At 60.7% G+C, this 16,470-nt stretch carries 12 protein-coding genes and 1 tRNA gene; 6 read left to right on the top strand and 7 right to left on the bottom strand.

The window, feature by feature from the left end; translation table 11 throughout:
• Positions 1-69: 69 nt before the first annotated feature.
• From ilvD to cpdR1, 4 genes are all read right to left on the bottom strand, one after another.
• Positions 70-1,914, bottom strand: a complete 1,845-nt coding sequence (ilvD, locus tag ACP7E6_RS10630) for a dihydroxy-acid dehydratase (protein WP_426229743.1) — start codon at positions 1,912-1,914, stop codon at positions 70-72.
• 425 nt (positions 1,915-2,339) lie between these two features.
• Positions 2,340-2,528, bottom strand: coding sequence for a hypothetical protein (locus tag ACP7E6_RS10625; protein WP_426229742.1), 189 nt, complete (start codon positions 2,526-2,528; stop codon positions 2,340-2,342).
• Positions 2,529-2,723: 195 nt separating this feature from the next.
• Positions 2,724-2,798 (bottom strand) — tRNA-Val (locus ACP7E6_RS10620).
• 96 nt (positions 2,799-2,894) lie between these two features.
• Positions 2,895-3,257 (bottom strand): response regulator CpdR1, encoded by a 363-nt coding sequence (gene cpdR1 / locus ACP7E6_RS10615; protein ID WP_018327941.1) that lies wholly within the window; start codon positions 3,255-3,257, stop codon positions 2,895-2,897.
• Positions 3,258-3,451: 194 nt separating this feature from the next.
• Between cpdR1 and ACP7E6_RS10610 the strand changes: the two genes are divergently transcribed.
• Both ACP7E6_RS10610 and hisN read left to right on the top strand, forming a co-directional pair.
• Positions 3,452-4,336, top strand: coding sequence for an N-formylglutamate amidohydrolase (locus ACP7E6_RS10610; protein ID WP_426229741.1), 885 nt, complete (start codon positions 3,452-3,454; stop codon positions 4,334-4,336).
• 382 nt (positions 4,337-4,718) lie between these two features.
• Positions 4,719-5,492 carry a histidinol-phosphatase gene (gene hisN, locus ACP7E6_RS10605; RefSeq protein WP_426229740.1) on the top strand — a complete coding sequence of 258 codons (774 nt, stop codon included), beginning with the start codon at positions 4,719-4,721 and terminating at the stop codon, positions 5,490-5,492.
• A 15-nt stretch (positions 5,493-5,507) separates the two neighbouring features.
• Here hisN and ACP7E6_RS10600 read toward each other — a convergent pair whose 3' ends face one another.
• The gene (locus tag ACP7E6_RS10600) at positions 5,508-6,485 is read right to left on the bottom strand and encodes an alpha/beta fold hydrolase (RefSeq protein WP_426229739.1); all 978 of its coding nucleotides are present in this window, start codon (positions 6,483-6,485) and stop codon (positions 5,508-5,510) included.
• Between the two features lie 536 nt (positions 6,486-7,021).
• On the opposite strand from ACP7E6_RS10600, the gene ACP7E6_RS10595 reads away from it, so the two are divergent.
• Together ACP7E6_RS10595 and ACP7E6_RS10590 are read left to right on the top strand one after the other, a co-directional pair.
• Positions 7,022-7,498 carry an Hsp20 family protein gene (locus ACP7E6_RS10595; RefSeq protein ID WP_426229738.1) on the top strand — a complete coding sequence of 159 codons (477 nt, stop codon included), beginning with the start codon at positions 7,022-7,024 and terminating at the stop codon, positions 7,496-7,498.
• A gap of 243 nt (positions 7,499-7,741) precedes the next feature.
• On the top strand, positions 7,742-8,137 hold the full coding sequence (locus tag ACP7E6_RS10590) for a dienelactone hydrolase family protein (RefSeq protein WP_426229737.1): 396 nt from the start codon (positions 7,742-7,744) through the stop codon (positions 8,135-8,137).
• An 18-nt stretch (positions 8,138-8,155) separates the two neighbouring features.
• Here ACP7E6_RS10590 and ACP7E6_RS10585 read toward each other — a convergent pair whose 3' ends face one another.
• Positions 8,156-9,154 carry a bile acid:sodium symporter family protein gene (locus ACP7E6_RS10585; RefSeq protein WP_426229736.1) on the bottom strand — a complete coding sequence of 333 codons (999 nt, stop codon included), beginning with the start codon at positions 9,152-9,154 and terminating at the stop codon, positions 8,156-8,158.
• A gap of 96 nt (positions 9,155-9,250) precedes the next feature.
• Between ACP7E6_RS10585 and ACP7E6_RS10580 the strand changes: the two genes are divergently transcribed.
• Complete coding sequence (locus tag ACP7E6_RS10580) at positions 9,251-10,129, top strand: LysR substrate-binding domain-containing protein (protein WP_426229735.1); 879 nt, start codon at positions 9,251-9,253, stop codon at positions 10,127-10,129.
• Here ACP7E6_RS10580 and ACP7E6_RS10575 read toward each other — a convergent pair whose 3' ends face one another.
• Positions 10,130-11,176 (bottom strand): threonine aldolase family protein, encoded by a 1,047-nt coding sequence (locus ACP7E6_RS10575; protein ID WP_426229734.1) that lies wholly within the window; start codon positions 11,174-11,176, stop codon positions 10,130-10,132.
• A 564-nt stretch (positions 11,177-11,740) separates the two neighbouring features.
• Here ACP7E6_RS10575 and gltB point away from each other — a divergent pair.
• A complete protein-coding gene (gltB, locus tag ACP7E6_RS10570; protein WP_426229733.1) occupies positions 11,741-16,462 on the top strand; it encodes a glutamate synthase large subunit in 4,722 nt (1,573 codons plus the stop codon).
• Positions 16,463-16,470: the final 8 nt, after the last annotated feature.

The following is a 16,470-nucleotide window of genomic DNA, read 5'->3' as shown; positions in this document are numbered from 1 at the left end:
AAAGAAACACCCCTGAATCCGTTGGGATTCAGGGGTGCGCTAGGAGTTGATGAAGGCTTGTCGCCCGTTTTAGCCGAGGTCACCCAGATCGCGGACTGCGCCGCGGTCGGCCGAGGTGGCGAAGGCGGCGTAGGCTTTCAGCGCCGTGGTGACCTTGCGCTTGCGCAGTTCGACCGGCTTCCAGCCCTTGGCGTCCTGCTCGGCGCTGCGAGCGGCGATTTCCGCTTCACTGACGCGCAGCGAGATCGTCCGGTTGGGGATGTCGATGTCGATCATGTCGCCTTCGCGCACGATGCCGATCAGGCCGCCATTTGCAGCTTCCGGCGAGACGTGGCCGATCGAAAGGCCCGACGTGCCGCCGGAGAAGCGGCCGTCGGTGATCAGTGCGCAGGCCTTGCCGAGGCCCTTCGATTTCAGGTAGCTGGTCGGATAGAGCATTTCCTGCATGCCCGGGCCGCCCTTCGGGCCTTCATAACGGATGACGACGACGTCGCCGGCCTTGATCTCGTTGGAAAGGATCGCCTTGACCGACGAATCCTGGCTTTCGAAGACGCGGGCGGGTCCGGAGAATTTCAATATCGATTCGTCCACGCCGGCCGTCTTCACGATGCAGCCGTTGGGGGCGATATTGCCCTTCAGGACAGCGAGACCGCCATCCTTGGAGAATGGATGCTGGGCATCGCGGATGACGCCCTTTTTGCGGTCGAGATCGAGTTCCTTCCAACGGGCGCTCTGGCTGAAGGCAACCTGCGTCGGCACGCCGCCGGGAGCGGCGCTGAACAGTTCGAGCGCAGCCGGATTGTCGGTGACGGAAATATCCCATTGCGACAGCGCGTCGCCGAGCGTCTTGGCATGGACGGTCGGCAGGCCGGCGTTCAGCAGGCCGGCACGGTTGAGCTCGCCGAGGATGGCCATGATGCCGCCGGCACGGTGCACGTCTTCCATATGCACATCGGCCTTGGCGGGCGCGACCTTGGAGAGGCACGGAACCCTGCGCGACAGGCGGTCGATGTCGTCCAGATTGAAATCGATTTCGCCTTCATGGGCGGCAGCCAGGATGTGCAGCACGGTGTTGGTCGAGCCGCCCATGGCGATATCCAGTGCCATGGCATTCTCGAAGGCACCCTTCGAGGCGATGGTGCGTGGCAGCGCGGTTTCGTCGTCCTGCTCGTAGTAGCGCTTGGCGAGACCGACGATGCGGCGGCCGGCTTCCAGGAACAGCTTTTCACGGTCGGAATGGGTGGCCAGCGTCGAGCCGTTGCCGGGCAAAGACAGGCCGAGCGCCTCGGTCAGACAGTTCATCGAATTGGCGGTGAACATGCCGGAGCAGGAGCCGCAGGTCGGGCATGCCGAGCGTTCGATGGTCTGGACGTCCTCGTCCGACATGTTTTCGTCGGCAGCGGCGACCATGGCATCGACCAGGTCGAGCGAATGAATTTTGCCGTCGGAGAGCAGCACCTTGCCGGCTTCCATCGGGCCGCCGGAGACGAAGATCGTTGGGATGTTGAGGCGCAGGGAGGCCATCAGCATGCCGGGGGTGATCTTGTCGCAGTTGGAAATGCAGACCATCGCATCGGCGCAGTGGGCGTTGACCATGTATTCGACGCTGTCGGCGATGATTTCGCGCGACGGCAGCGAATAGAGCATGCCGTCATGACCCATGGCGATGCCGTCATCGACGGCGATGGTGTTGAATTCCTTGGCGACGCCGCCGTGGGCTTCGATCTCGCGGGCGACCAGCTGGCCAAGGTCCTTGAGGTGCACGTGGCCCGGCACGAACTGGGTGAACGAGTTGACCACCGCAATAATCGGCTTGCCGAAGTCGCTGTCCTTCATGCCCGTCGCGCGCCAGAGGCCGCGAGCGCCGGCCATGTTGCGGCCGTGGGTGGTGGTGCGGGAGCGATAGGCGGGCATGGACGTCTTCCTTGATCTTGTCTGGGTGAACGGCAGATATAGGGTTCAGGGACCACAATTTCAGCGGTTCCTAGCGCAAAACTGCGCCCACGTCACGAATTTCGTAACAATATTTCGTGTTTTTTGGACGCGAATGGTATCGCGAATCTCTCAGCAGTGCACGCTGAAATGGCTTGCCTTATGGCGGCATCGCCAGGAATTGCGCGTTTGGCCCGATCTGCCGAATTTGCTGCGCATAGCGCAGGGTTTCCTGCCCAACCGGTTGATTCCGAACAATAACGGTGTCTGCCTACCTTGTTTGGGGGATGCGTGGCGCAGCTTTTCAATCTTTATTGCCGCCGCTGGACACTTTGCAACCCAGCAATTTCATCACCTAAACCATTGTACAAATCTCCTCTCCGGCAACGGGGAGGGGATTTTGCGCTCTATACCAGCGGGCTTTTCCGCCCGGCGAGGTGATCCCCGTTCAGCGCATCCATGATGTCTTTTGCATCGTCATGCTCCAAGCCAGTCAGATCGCGGCCATCCGAGGCCGCAGGCACCCGCGTAACGACGTCGATCACGGTCCATGTGCCATTCTTTTCCTGGCGGAGATCGTAACGCGCTTCTTTCACAGGCGAAATCGTCCTTGGCCGTAGCGTTTCATCGATGGGCTGTTCTTGATGTGGCCGGTCGGGCGGCGGAGCATGATCCGGACGGTGAACCGCAAAGTCAACCGGTCCGGTCGCTGCTTGGGTGCGCGGTTCTTCAGGCATGCCGCAAAAACTTAAAAGGCCCTCCGGTTTCCCGAAAGGCCTTTAAAAACTGGATGGTGGGCGTAACAGGGATTGAACCTGTGACCCCTACGATGTCAACGTAGTGCTCTCCCGCTGAGCTATACGCCCATCCGATGTCGGCGCATAGACCACAAACCTCCTGGGGCGTCAATAGGCTTTTTTCGGCTTTTTGACAGGAAGTTTTGCGGCCCTTGCGGCGCAGGCCTATGCGGCCAGCATCTTGTTCACTTCGTCCACAAGATCACGCAGATGGAAGGGCTTGGACAGGACCTTTGCGTCCTTCGGAGCCTTCGAATCAGGGTTGAGCGCCACCGCGGCAAAGCCGGTGATGAACATGACCTTCAGGTCCGGATCGAGTTCAGTCGCCCGCCGGGCGAGCTCGATGCCGTCCATTTCGGGCATGACGATGTCGGTGAGAAGAAGCGAAAACGGCTCTTCGCGCAGCCGGTCGTAGGCGCTGGCGCCATTGTCGAACGACAACACCTTATAGCCGGCCTTTTCCAGGGCTTTCACCAGGAACCGGCGCATGTCGTTATCGTCTTCGGCGAGGAGGATTTTTGGACTCATGGATTAAAGCCGTTGCACCTTACGTGTCGATGTCGGGAATTGCGGTAACGTCATGAAACCGCATGTGGGTAAATATCCGGTGAAGACTTAAGATCAAGCCCGTTCACTGGCAGGAAACGACTATGGACATGATTGCCGCCTGCTGGCAACATACACGAAGCATCAAGATTGTGACATGGTAAAAAAGGGCTGCGATGACGCAGAACGTCAGCGAAACCGAACAGTTCGAAGTTCGCGAGCCGGAAATGCAGCGCATTCCCTTTGTCTTCAATTCCCCGCACAGCGGCAGGGTCTACAGCCGTGCCTTCCTTGAAAAATCGCGTCTGGACGAGGTGTCGATCCGCCGGTCGGAGGATCATTTCGTCGACGAACTGTTTCATTCCGTGACAGATCTGGGCGCGCCATTGTTAATGGCGCATTTCCCGCGCGCCTTTCTCGACGTCAACCGCGAACCCTATGAACTCGATCCGCGCATGTTCGACGGGCCATTGCCGCCGCATGCCAATATCAGCTCGATGCGGGTGGCGGGTGGTCTCGGCACCGTGCCGCGGCTGGTGGCGGAGAACATGGAAATTTATCGCGGCCGCTTTCCGGTCGCAGAAGCGCTGGAGCGCATCGAGACGATCTACAAGCCCTATCATGCCTGTCTGCGGCGGCTGATTGCCCGCACCCATGTGCATTTCGGATTGGCGGTTCTGATCGATTGCCATTCGATGCCCGGCAATATCCGGCTGGCCGGAACGGGCCAACGGCCGGATTTCATCATCGGCGACCGCTACGGCACCAGCGCCTCGGCCGACCTGTCGCGGGCGGCGGTGTCTTTGCTGGAGGACCTCGGGTTTTCGGTCGCCCGCAACAAGCCCTATGCCGGGGGGTTCATCACCGAGCATTACGGCCGCCCCGCGCGCGGGCTGCATGCGCTGCAGATCGAGATCAATCGCGGTCTCTACATCGATGAGGCGACACTGCAGAAGAAGAAGGACTTTCCGATGCTGGCCCAGGCCATCAGGATGTTCCTCGGTGGACTGGCCGCGCATGTGGACACATACGCGCCGAGCACGTCGCTGGCTGCCGAATAGGCCGACTTTCCTCCCGGCATCAAGACAAAAAAAACCGCGCTTGTGGCGCGGCTAAGTCTAGGGAGGAAACACCCAAGGAGGGTATTTACAGCCACAAGTGACTGTAGGGAAAAGCTAATATTGCAGCGCACAATTGTCAAGCAAGATTTGGCCATAATTGGTGCGCTGCGCCAAAACCAACGGGTGCTGAACTGCTGCAAAACGTCCGGTTTTGCCGTTCCTTTTGATTTTTGAGGCACGTTCTTCGAAAAACCGGTGCAGGACAGCTTTCGCATGTGCGAATCGGTGCGATTCCTTCGATTTTTTCGCCGAAGACTTCTTTTTCAAAAAAATGTGTCATAAGCACAAACAGCCTTCCATTTCCCGATTTTCGTGAGGTTTCATGCTGCCGGACCGTGAGTTTTTCGATCGCCTTGCCGATGCTGCCAAGGCGCAGACCCTGCCGCGTTTCCGCACCGGCATCAGCGTCGCCAACAAGGAGGCTGCCGGCTTCGACCCGGTCACCGAGGGCGACCGCGCGGCCGAGACGGCAATCCGTACGCTGATCGAGGCGCATTTTCCCGAGCATGGTATTCTCGGCGAAGAGTTCGGCAATGTCGGGCTCGACCGCGATTATGTCTGGGTGATCGATCCGATCGACGGGACCCGCGCCTTCATTTCCGGCCTGCCGGTCTGGGGCACGCTGATCGGCCTCTATCACAAGGGCGAGGCGGTGATGGGGCTGATGGACCAGCCGTTTACGGGCGAGCGCTATTTCGCCGATGGCAAGAGCACCCATTATCGCGGGCCGGGCGAGGACAAAATTGTCTCGACGCGGCCCTGCGCCGACCTTTCCCAGGCGATCCTGTTCACCACCTCGCCGCATCTTTATACCGGCGATATCAAGACCCGCTTCGAGGCAGTGCAGAGCAAGGTGCAGCTCGCCCGCTACGGCTGCGACTGCTACGCCTTCGCGCTTCTTGCCGCCGGTCATATCGATCTCGTCATCGAATGCGGCCTGAAGCCTTACGATGTCGGTGGCATCATTCCGCTGATCGAGCAGGCCGGCGGCATCGTCACCGATTGGAATGGCGGTCCGGCGGAAATGGGCGGCGAAGTCATCGCGGCCGGCAGCGCCGAAATCCACGCACAGGCGCTGGCCATCCTGAAGGGCTGAGAGCCGGCGGGCGCGTCAGGCCGACAGGTCCTCGCTATCGACCAGGGCCGTATCCGCCGTGCTGCCGGGAATGAAGGCCTCAATGGCGGCGATCGCCTGGGCGCGATAATGGTCGGCTTCCTGAAGAAGTTCGTGCCGGGCGCCATCGATGGGGATCATCTGGCCGGCGCGGAAGTTGCGGGCAAGCGTCTCCACGGCTAGGTGCGGTACCAGTCTGTCCTGCGTCGGCGCCAGCACGATGGTCGGCACGCGGATTTGCGTCAGGTGTTCGCGGGCTGAAACGCGCCTGATCGCCTTGAAGGTTTCGTGTAGCCAGCGGGCGGTGGGCGGTCCGAGCGCCAGTTCGGGATGGGTGTCGGTCAGCGCCTTGTTGCGGGCAAAGCGCCGCCCATCCGAGGTCAGAAGATTTTCCGGAAACGGCCGCGATCCCCTGTCGCGCATCAAGGGAAGGGAGCCGAGGCCAAGTAGCGTGAAAACGCTGGCCATGAAGCTGATCATGCCATGACCGACCTTTTGGCCGCCAAGCGCCATGAAGGGGGCGGCGATGGCCAGCCGGTCGATGCGGCTGGCAAGCATCGGCGCCTGCGACAAGGCGACCAGCGCCCCCATCGAATGGGCCAGCATGAAAAAGGGCAGGCGCGTGTCAGGCAGGACGATCTTTTCGAGGAAGGTCGACAGATCGCTCTCGTAGTCGGAAAAGCGCCTGACGTGACCACGCCGCGCGTTTTTCAGCAGCCGCTCCGAACCCGCCTGGCCGCGCCAGTCGAAGGTTGCCACCCAGAGACCTCGCGCAGTGAGTTCGCCGATCGTCTCGGCATATTTCTCGATCGATTCGTTGCGTCCCTGCAAGAGCACGACGGTGCCCTTGGCGACCGGCGTATCCGACTTGAAGATGGCATAGCGGATCCTGCGGTTGCCCACGCCCTCGAAGAAACCGACGGTGTGATTGCCGGGGATCGGGTTGTCCGGGGTGGCGTGAAGCGTAGGCGTCATGGGCAAGTCCGTGTCCGGCGAGTCTTTGAGGGTGCGATGCTGGCGCAAGGATGCGCCGGCAATGCACCGGATTTGTGATGGCTCATCCTTGATCGACAGCGATTAAGGAACGGTGCAGGTGAGGCAGCAGAAATACGGGAACAATTGCCCGGTCACAGAAAAGGACGGGGAAAAAGGGCCGGAAACGGTGGGGACGATATACCGTTCCCGGCCAGAGACAGTCGGCCGGTTGAGGACAGGCAGCATATGGGAGAAGGGACGTTCACCGCCGCTGCCAGCCTCGTCTTCCGATGTTGCGGTTTTACCGCAGCAAAGCTGAACGCAGTTCGAACCGGCCGTTCATCCTGCGTTTATCAGCGGCCGGGCCGATCACAGGGCCGCCGAAGCTTGTCCGCCTGGGGGCTTGAAGGCCGCAAAATGAATTCCCATCTCATCATCACGGGCGCCGAAAACGGGCTCGTCCACCGGTTCTGCCATCGCCGCTTCAAGGGATGACAGAGCCAAGATCGCACACCAGTTGCTCACAAGAGGACATCATGCGTCACGTTGATTTTTCCCCCCTTTACCGTTCCACCGTCGGTTTCGACCGTCTCTTCACCATGCTCGACAGTCTCGGCCAGCCGGACCAGTCGCAGACCTATCCGCCCTATAATATCGAGCGGACCGGCGAGAGCACTTACCGGATCACCATGGCCGTTGCCGGTTTTGACGAAAGCGAACTTTCGATCGAAGCCCGCGAGCACACGCTGACCGTCAAGGGCGAGAAGAGCGAAGAAAAGGCGAACGACAACCAGTTCCTCTATCGCGGTATTGCCAAGCGCGCCTTCGAGCGCCGCTTCCAGCTCGCCGACCATGTGGAAATCCAGTCCGCTTCGCTGAAGAACGGCCTGCTTCACATCGATCTCCTGCGCGAAATCCCGGAAGCCGCCAAGCCGCGCCGCATCGACATCGTTGCCGCGCAGTCGGCGCCGAAGCAGATCGAAGCCACCCAGGTCAACGGTAGCGTTAGTTAAGCGTTTGGTATTGATCAAAGAGTGAAGGAATGGCGCCGGAGCAGACGATTGCTTACCGGAATTCCTCTTCAAAGGTTATTGCAATCGGCCCCGCAGCAGACAGCTGCGGGGCCGATTTTGTCGTGGGTATTGTTTTTGTCCGATCTGGTGCGAATTTCCGTTGTCGTAAAAGGCTTGTTTTGCGATGCTGTCGATATCACGCCCCAAAAATAACGGCCTTGGCCGGATTTCGCAGTTCGCGCGGTGGTGAGCTATCTCAATGCCCATCCACGTCACGTAGGCAGGGTCGGGGTGCTCGGCATCTCGCTTGGTGCCCAAATTGCCGCCGCGGCATCAATCGATCGGGCTGACATCGGCGCGCTGTTGCTTGTCGACGGAGGCTTCCCGAACGATAATCTGCAGCGCGTGCGTTTTCTACCACCACTCCATCTGATTTGGGGTGGTGCAGACACGATCTTTCCCCCGTCGATCGGCAGAAAGCTGCAGCAATTGGCGCTGGGTCTCGGTGGGCCGGCGAGCCTTGATATCTACGAGGGCGAAGCCCATGATTTCTTTTTGAATCTGGCGGCACGACAGGCGCGCGTGGCCCATACGCGCGCCGCCGATTTTTTCGTGTCGCAGTTATCGCGGAAACCCTAAAGGACAGGCGTCGCGGCGTTACCGGGCGGCCGTGGCCATGGCAGCTTCCGCCGCGCGCCTCCGTCCGCGTTCGGCATATTTCTGGGCGATCACCGCACAGGCCATCAATTGAATCTGGTGGAACAGCATCAAAGGCAGGACGATGCTGCCGATCCCTTGGCCGGCGAAGATGACGTTGGCCATCGGCACGCCGCTGGCAAGGCTCTTCTTCGAGCCGCAAAAGGTGATGGCGATCTCGTCTTCCCTGGAGAAACCCATCAGGCGGCTGCCAAACATCGTCACGACCAGCACGACGGCGAGAAGCAGGATGTCGAGGACGATGACGACGGCGATGTCGCGGACGGAGAACGTGCTCCAGATGTTTTCCGTCACCGCTTCGCTGAAGGCGAGGTAAACGACCATCAGGATCGAGCCGCGATCGACCGGCATCAGCAGCTTTTTGCGGGCGCGGATGAAGTTGCCGATCCATGGCTGGAGGATCTGGCCGAGGATGAATGGGGCGAGCAGCTGTAGCAGGATCTGTTCCAGCGCATCGAACGAAAAGCCTCCCTGGCCGCCGGACGCGAATAGAAGGCCGACCAGCAGCGGCGTCAGGAACATGCCGAAAATGTTGGAGGCGGATGCGGCACAGATGGCAGCCGGTACGTTGCCGCCGGCCATCGAGGTGAAGGCGATCGACGATTGCACGGTCGAGGGCAGAACGCAGAGGAAAAGAATGCCGGTATAGAGCGCCGGCGGCAAAACGCTTTCAGGCAGGAAGCCGACGGCAAGGCCGAGCAACGGGAAGAGCACGAAGGTCGAGGCGAGGATGACGATGTGCAGCCGCCAGTGCAACAGGCCAGCGACCACGACATCGCGCGACAGCCGCGCGCCATGCAGGAAGAACAGCAGGCCGATGGCGATTTTCGTCGCCAGCCCGAACCACTCCGCCGGTTCGCCGGAAATCGGTAGCAGCGATGCAAGAATCACCGTGCAGACAAGCAGAATGGTGAAAGTGTCAGGCAGGAAGCGGCGCATATCGATCGTCCAGATAATCGGAAAGCAGATGGCGGCATCATTGTCATTATGATATCGAATGCAAGAAATAACGATTATCACATTTCAGGATGACCGATGCTTGATCTGGTGCAGCTTCGCAGTTTCCTCGCGGTCGAGCAGATGGCGAGCTTCACCCTGGCGGCCGAGCGGCTGGGGCTCGGGCAATCGACGGTCAGTCAGCATATCCGGCGGCTGGAAGCCGATCTTGGCCGCAAACTGATCGAGCGCGATACGCATTATGTGTCGCTGACGGCCGACGGCGAGGCCTTGCTGGGGCCGGCCAGAGCCATGCTGTCGCTGGACGGGCAGGTTAAATCGCTGTTTGCGGAGCGCAGCCTGCATGGGCGGTTGCATCTCGGGGTCTCGGAAGATTTCGTCATGAGCCGCCTTCCAGCGGTGCTTGAGGACTTTACCCGGGCACATGCCTCGGTCGATCTGGAGCTGACAGTGGCTTTGAGCGGCACGCTCTATCAGATGCAGGATGAGGGCGCGCTTGACCTGGTGCTGGCGAAGCGCCGGATCGGCGATGTGCGCGGCCAACTGGTCTATCGCGAGCCACTGGTCTGGCTGGCGCGCGATCCGGAACGGGTGATGCGCGGCGAGGTGTTGCCGCTGATCGCGTTTCCGCCGCCGAGCATTACCCGCAGCGTCGCACTCGAAGCACTGGAGCGGGCGGGCGTGCCATGGCGGATCGTCTGTACCTGCGGCAGCCTCAGCGGGCTGACCGCTGCTGCCCGCGCCGGAATGGGCGTTCTGGTGCAGCCGCGCAGCATGGCACCCGCCGGATTGCGGGAAATCACCTCGGACAGGCTGCCACGGCTTGAAGATGTCGAGTTCGTGCTGGTGGCGCGGCGTGGCGCGGACAGGGCGCTGGTGGAGGCCCTGTCCGGCGAGATCTTGACCACGGTCGGCGGCCCGCAGGCTGCAGCCGCGACGGGTAAATCGGTTCTCTGATCAGAGGGCTTTCAAGAACTGGTCGACATTGTCCGGTGTGGTGGCAAAGCTGGTGACCAGGCGGTAGAGCCCTTCGTCTTCCGAGACGGAGTCCGCCAGTGCGTGCGGGACCGGCCAATCATAGAAGACGGCGCCATCTGACTGAAGCTTAGCCGCAACCTCCTTTTTCAGGACGACGAAAAGCTCATTGGAGCCGGTCGGCCAGGCAAGATGGGCGCTGTTTGACCCCGCGATACCTGCGGCCAGCCGGTTTGCCATGCTGTTGGCGTGGCGGGCGAGATCGAGCCAGAGGCCGCCTTCGAGATAAGCATCGAACTGGGCGGCGATGAAGCGCGATTTCGAGAAAAGCTGGGCGGAGCGCTTGCGCAGATAACCCATTTCCTCGGCTTTCGAGGTGTCGAACAGGATCAGTGCCTCGGCGCACCAGCAGCCGTTCTTGGTGCCTCCGAAGGAGAGCATGTCGATGCCGCGTTTCCAGGTCATTTCGGCTGGCGTCGTATCGAGCGTCACCAGCGCATTGGCGAAACGGGCGCCGTCCATGTGCAAAGGCAGCTTGGACGACTTGGCGATAGCAGCGATCGCATCGATTTCATCAAGGCTGTAGACGGTGCCGGCCTCAGTCGCCTGCGTCATGGTGATGGCCATCGGCTGGCCGCCGTGGACGCCGCCGCCGCGGGTGCGCTGGATTTCCTTCTCCAGCCGGCTTGGGTCCATCTTGCCATTTGCCCCATCAACCGGGGCAAGCTTTGCGCCATGCGAGAAGAATTCCGGTGCGCCGCATTCATCCGCGTTCACATGCGCTTCGCGATGGCAGAGCACGTGACCGCCCGGACGGTTGGTACTGGCCAGCGCCAGCGAGTTGGCAGCAGTTCCGGTGGCGACGAAGAACACGGCGACCTCACGTTCGAACACCTCCGACAGCGCCTTCTCGACCTTCTTGTCGAGATCGCTGGTGCCATAGGCAGGCGCAAAGCCGCCGGCGGCCTTGACGAGGCTTTCGGCAATCACGGGATGGGCGCCCGCCCAGTTGTCGGAAGAGAAAATCATGATGCGATCCTGCTGTTTCGGGGAAATGTCCCCGAATTGAATGGTCGGGAGAGACCATACGGATGCCGTCGCGGCAATCAATCCAGACAAGGCGAGATAGGGACAATATCAGACCAGTTTGAAACCAAATTGAAGAAAACGAGGGGTTGGCGAAAGAAAATTACAAAAAGGCGAAATTAACCGCAATGTTCGGTAAAATAGGATCGAATATTTTGCATTAGTGGTCTTGCAGAGGAGGGTGCTTTCTGGCATAGAGCCTATGAAATAGGACAGTATGACTGTCCTATTTCGGTCTCAAGACCGGAATGACGCCGAAAAGCCCGCCTGATGCGGCTTCTGGCTGACGATTGTAGACCGCGCCGGACGCTTTCTTGTCCGGGCAGGTGGGACAATCGCGATGGTCGCGAGCACTCTGTGCCGGATGCAGTCAATGCTTCATTTGCGACCGGATCAGGATCATGCAACGATAATGCCGGTGCCGGCTTCAGCGGGACTCTTGCCCGCAAAAGCCTGCCTGGATTGCGGAAATATCCGGCCTTAGCCGGGTTAACAGGAGGGAAGACGATGACGGACCTTACGCCATCCACCGTAACTGGACTCAATATTGCGCGCCCAACGGCGACGGTTGAGAAAAATACCGCATTTCCGGGCCTGCCGAAAAAACAGGGTCTCTATGACCCGCGCAACGAGCACGATGCCTGCGGCGTCGGTTTCGTCGCGCATATGAAGGGCCAGAAGTCGCACCAGATCGTCAAGGACGGCCTGTTCATCCTGGAAAACCTGACGCATCGCGGTGCGGTCGGAGCCGATCCGCTGATGGGCGATGGCGCAGGCATTCTGGTGCAAATCCCCGACCGCTTCTTCCGTGAGGAAATGGCGCTGCAGGGCGTCATCCTGCCGAAGGCTGGCGAATATGCCGTCGGCTACCTGTTCATGCCGCAGGACGAGGCGCAGATCGCACATTTCAAGCAGGTGATCACCGATGTCGTGACTGAGGAAGGTCAGACGCTGCTCGGTTTCCGCGAAGTGCCGGTTGATAATGCCTCGCTGTCCAAGGCCGAACACATTGCCGCGACAGAGCCGCACCACGTGCAGGTCTTCATCGGCGCCGGCCGCGACGCTGCGACCAATGCCGAATTCGAACGCCGCCTTTTCACGCTGCGCAAGGTGATTTCGAACCGCATCTACGATGCCTTCGAGGGTGCGGAGACCGGTTTCTATCCGGTGTCGCTGTCGACCAAGACCATTGTCTACAAGGGCATGTTCCTGGCCTATCAGGTTGCAGCCTATTTCAAGGATCTGGCCGACCCGCGGTTTGAATCGGCTGTCGCGCTCGTGCACCAGCGCTTCTCGACCAACACCTTCCCGTCGTGGAAGCTGGCGCATCCCTACCGCATGGTTGCCCATAACGGCGAAATCAACACGCTGCGCGCCAACGTCAACTGGATGGCCGCGCGCCAGGCTTCGGTTTCCTCGCCGCTGTTTGGTGGCGATATTTCCAAGCTCTGGCCGATTTCCTATGAGGGACAGTCGGATACCGCCTGTTTCGATAATGCGCTCGAATTCCTCGTGCAGGGCGGTTATCCGTTGTCGCATGCCGTGATGATGCTGATCCCGGAAGCCTGGGCCGGCAACCAGCTGATGGCGCCCGAGCGCAAGGCATTCTACGAATATCACGCCGCTCTGATGGAGCCATGGGATGGCCCTGCCGCCGTCTGCTTTACCGATGGCAGGCAGATCGGCGCAACGCTTGACCGCAACGGCCTGCGGCCGGCGCGTTATCTCGTCACCGACGACGACCGCGTCATCCTTGCTTCCGAGGCCGGCACGCTGCCGGTGAAGGAAGAGAGCATCATCAAGAAGTGGCGCCTGCAGCCGGGCAAGATGCTGCTGATCGATATGGAAGAAGGCCGGATCATCTCCGACGAGGAGCTGAAGTCGACCCTTGCCAACCAGCATCCTTACCGCCAGTGGCTGGACAACACCCAGCTTATTCTCGAAGACCTGAAGCCGGTCGAGCCCCGGGCGCTGCGCCGTGACGTATCGCTGCTCGATCGCCAGCAGGCGTTCGGCTACACCCTGGAAGACACCAAGATCTTGATGTCACCAATGGCAACGACCGGCCAGGAAGCCATCGGCTCGATGGGCACCGATACGCCGATCTCGGCGATGTCGGACAAGACCAAGCTGCTCTATACCTATTTCAAGCAGAACTTCGCGCAGGTCACCAACCCGCCGATCGATCCGATCCGCGAAGAACTGGTGATGAGCCTCGTCTCGTTCATCGGTCCGCGCCCGAACCTGCTCGACCATGCCGGCATGGCTCATGCCAAGCGGATGGAGGTGCGTCAGCCGATCCTGACCAATGGCGATCTCGAAAAGATCCGCTCGATCGGTCACACGGAAGATCGTTTCGACACCAAGACGCTCGACTTCACCTATGACGTGACGCGCGGTGCCGAAGGCATGCCGGAAATTCTCGACCGGCTGTGCGAACGGGCCGAGGCCGCCGTCAAGGGCGGTTACAACATCATCGTGCTCTCCGACCGCCAGATCGGTCCGGACCGCATGGCGATCCCGGCGCTACTGGCAACGGCGGCCGTCCACCATCACCTGATCCGCAAGGGGCTTCGCACCTCCGTCGGTCTCGTCGTTGAAACCGGCGAGCCGCGCGAAGTGCACCATTTCTGCCTGCTGGCAGGCTATGGCGCCGAAGCGATAAACCCCTATCTTGCCTTCGATACGCTGACCGATATGCACAAGCGTGGCGAGTTTCCGAAGGAAGTGGATGGCAGCGAAGTCGTCTACCGCTACATCAAGGCGGTCGGCAAAGGCATCCTCAAGGTCATGTCCAAGATGGGCATTTCGACCTACCAGTCCTATTGCGGCGGCCAGATTTTCGACGCGATCGGCCTGAACTCGGAACTGATCGACCGGTATTTCTTCGGCACGGCAACGCAGATCGAAGGCATCGGCCTCGAAGAGATCGCCAAGGAAACCTTCAACCGCCACCAGGCGGCCTTCGGTGCCGATCCGCTGTTGAAGAACACGCTCGATATCGGCGGCGAATATGCCTACCGCATGCGCGGCGAAGGCCATGCCTGGTCGCCGGATGCCGTTGCCTCGCTGCAGCATGCCGTGCGCGGCAATGCCGAGGATCGTTACCGCGAGTTTGCCGAGATGGTGAATGGCGCAGCCTTGCGGATGAACACCATTCGCGGCCTGTTCTCGATCAAGGGCGCAGATGCCATCGGCCGCAAGCCGATCCCGATCGACGAGGTCGAGCCGGCCGTCGATATCGTCAAGCGGTTTTCGACCGGTGCCATGTCGTTCGGATCGATCTCGCGCGAAGCCCATACGACGCTGGCGATTGCCATGAACAGCATCGGCGGAAAGTCGAACACAGGCGAGGGCGGCGAGGAAGCCGATCGTTATCTGCCGCTCCATGATGGCTCGCGCAATCCGGAACGCTCGGCGATCAAGCAGATTGCCTCCGGCCGTTTTGGCGTCACGACCGAGTACCTGGTCAATGCAGACATGCTGCAGATCAAGGTGGCGCAGGGTGCAAAGCCCGGCGAAGGCGGCCAGCTGCCCGGCCACAAGGTCGATGCGACGGTTGCCAAGACCCGGCATTCGACGCCGGGCGTCGGCCTGATTTCGCCGCCACCGCACCATGACATCTATTCGATCGAGGATCTGGCACAGCTGATCTACGACCTGAAGAACGTCAATCCGGAAGCGGATATCTCCGTCAAGCTGGTCTCCGAAGTCGGTGTCGGCACGGTTGCGGCCGGTGTTGCCAAGGCCCGCGCCGATCATATCACCGTCTCCGGCTATGACGGCGGCACCGGTGCTTCGCCGCTGACATCGCTGAAGCATGCAGGATCCCCTTGGGAAATCGGCCTTGCCGAAACCCATCAGACGCTGGTGCTGAACGGCCTGCGTTCGCGCATCGCGCTGCAGGTCGATGGCGGCCTGAAGACGGGCCGTGACGTCATCATTGGCGCGCTGCTGGGAGCCGACGAGTTCGGTTTCTCGACGGCGCCGTTGATTGCCGCCGGCTGCATCATGATGCGCAAGTGCCATCTCAACACCTGTCCGGTGGGCGTGGCAACGCAGGACCCGGTCCTGCGCAAGCGCTTCAAGGGTGCGCCCGAGCATGTGGTCAACTATTTCTTCTTCGTTGCTCAGGAAGTGCGCGAAATCCTGGCGTCGCTGGGCTTTGCCAGGTTCGACGAGGTCATCGGCCTTTCGGAATTGCTCGAAAAGGATGCGATGATCTCGCACTGGAAGGCCAACGGTCTCGACTTCTCCCGCATCTTCCACAAGGTCGATGCGCCGAAGGAAAAGACCTATTGGACCGAGAGGCAGAACCATCCGATCCACGACATTCTCGACCGCAAGCTGATTGCGGCGGCGATGCCGGCGCTGGAATCGAAGACGCCTGTGACGATCGAGGTCGATATCAAGAACGTCGACCGTTCGGCCGGCGCGATGCTCTCCGGTGAAGTCGCCAAGCGCTACCGTCACAAGGGGCTGAAGGATGACACGATCACGGTGAAGCTCACCGGCACCGCCGGACAGTCGTTCGGCGCCTTCCTGGCGAAGGGCATCACGTTTGAACTGATTGGCGACGGTAACGACTATGTCGGCAAGGGTCTGTCGGGTGGCCGCATCGTCGTGCGCCCGCCGGAAAACTCCAGGATCGTCGCGGCCAAGTCGATCATCGTCGGCAATACGGTGCTTTACGGTGCGATTTCCGGCGAGTGCTACTTCAATGGTGTCGCCGGCGAACGCTTCGCCGTGCGCAACTCCGGCGCCATCGCGGTTGTCGAAGGCGTGGGCGACCATGGCTGCGAATACATGACCGGCGGTGTGGTCGTGGTTCTCGGCGAAACCGGCCGCAACTTCGCAGCCGGCATGTCGGGCGGTGTTGCCTATGTGCTGGATGAAAGCGACGATTTCCCGAAACGTTGCAACATGGCGATGGTCGAACTCGAGCCGGTTCCGGAAGAGGACGACATGCTGGAGAAGCTGCATCATCACGGCGGCGACCTCATGCACAAGGGCATGGTCGATGTTGCCGGCGATATGACGCGCCATGACGACGAGCGGCTCTACCAGCTGATCTCCAACCATCTGCACTACACGGGCTCGCCGCGCGCCAAGGAAATCCTCGACCATTGGGTCGAGTTCCGGCCGAAATTCCGCAAGGTCATGCCGGTCGAGTACCGGCGTGCGCTGGAGGAAATGGAGCGCATGCGGATGGGCATCGCGGCGGAGTGATTGAGGGT

The sequence above is a fragment of the Pararhizobium sp. DWP3-4 genome (genome assembly GCF_049898205.1).
Classification (GTDB): domain Bacteria; phylum Pseudomonadota; class Alphaproteobacteria; order Rhizobiales; family Rhizobiaceae; genus Pararhizobium.
This window is presented reverse-complemented; position numbering and strand designations above follow the sequence as displayed.

Excerpts from the sequence above, each read along its gene's own strand:
- hisN (WP_426229740.1), top strand. The coding sequence starts at position 4,719 with ATGCTGCCGGACCGTGAGTTTTTCGATCGCCTTGCCGATGCTGCCAAG.
- ACP7E6_RS10600 (WP_426229739.1), bottom strand. The coding sequence starts at position 6,485 with ATGACGCCTACGCTTCACGCCACCCCGGACAACCCGATCCCCGGCAAT.
- ACP7E6_RS10575 (WP_426229734.1), bottom strand. The coding sequence starts at position 11,176 with ATGATTTTCTCTTCCGACAACTGGGCGGGCGCCCATCCCGTGATTGCC.
- ACP7E6_RS10610 (WP_426229741.1), top strand. The coding sequence starts at position 3,452 with ATGACGCAGAACGTCAGCGAAACCGAACAGTTCGAAGTTCGCGAGCCG.
- cpdR1 (WP_018327941.1), bottom strand. The coding sequence starts at position 3,257 with ATGAGTCCAAAAATCCTCCTCGCCGAAGACGATAACGACATGCGCCGG.
- ACP7E6_RS10580 (WP_426229735.1), top strand. The coding sequence starts at position 9,251 with ATGCTTGATCTGGTGCAGCTTCGCAGTTTCCTCGCGGTCGAGCAGATG.
- gltB (WP_426229733.1), top strand. The coding sequence starts at position 11,741 with ATGACGGACCTTACGCCATCCACCGTAACTGGACTCAATATTGCGCGC.
- ACP7E6_RS10585 (WP_426229736.1), bottom strand. The coding sequence starts at position 9,154 with ATGCGCCGCTTCCTGCCTGACACTTTCACCATTCTGCTTGTCTGCACG.
- ACP7E6_RS10595 (WP_426229738.1), top strand. The coding sequence starts at position 7,022 with ATGCGTCACGTTGATTTTTCCCCCCTTTACCGTTCCACCGTCGGTTTC.
- ilvD (WP_426229743.1), bottom strand. The coding sequence starts at position 1,914 with ATGCCCGCCTATCGCTCCCGCACCACCACCCACGGCCGCAACATGGCC.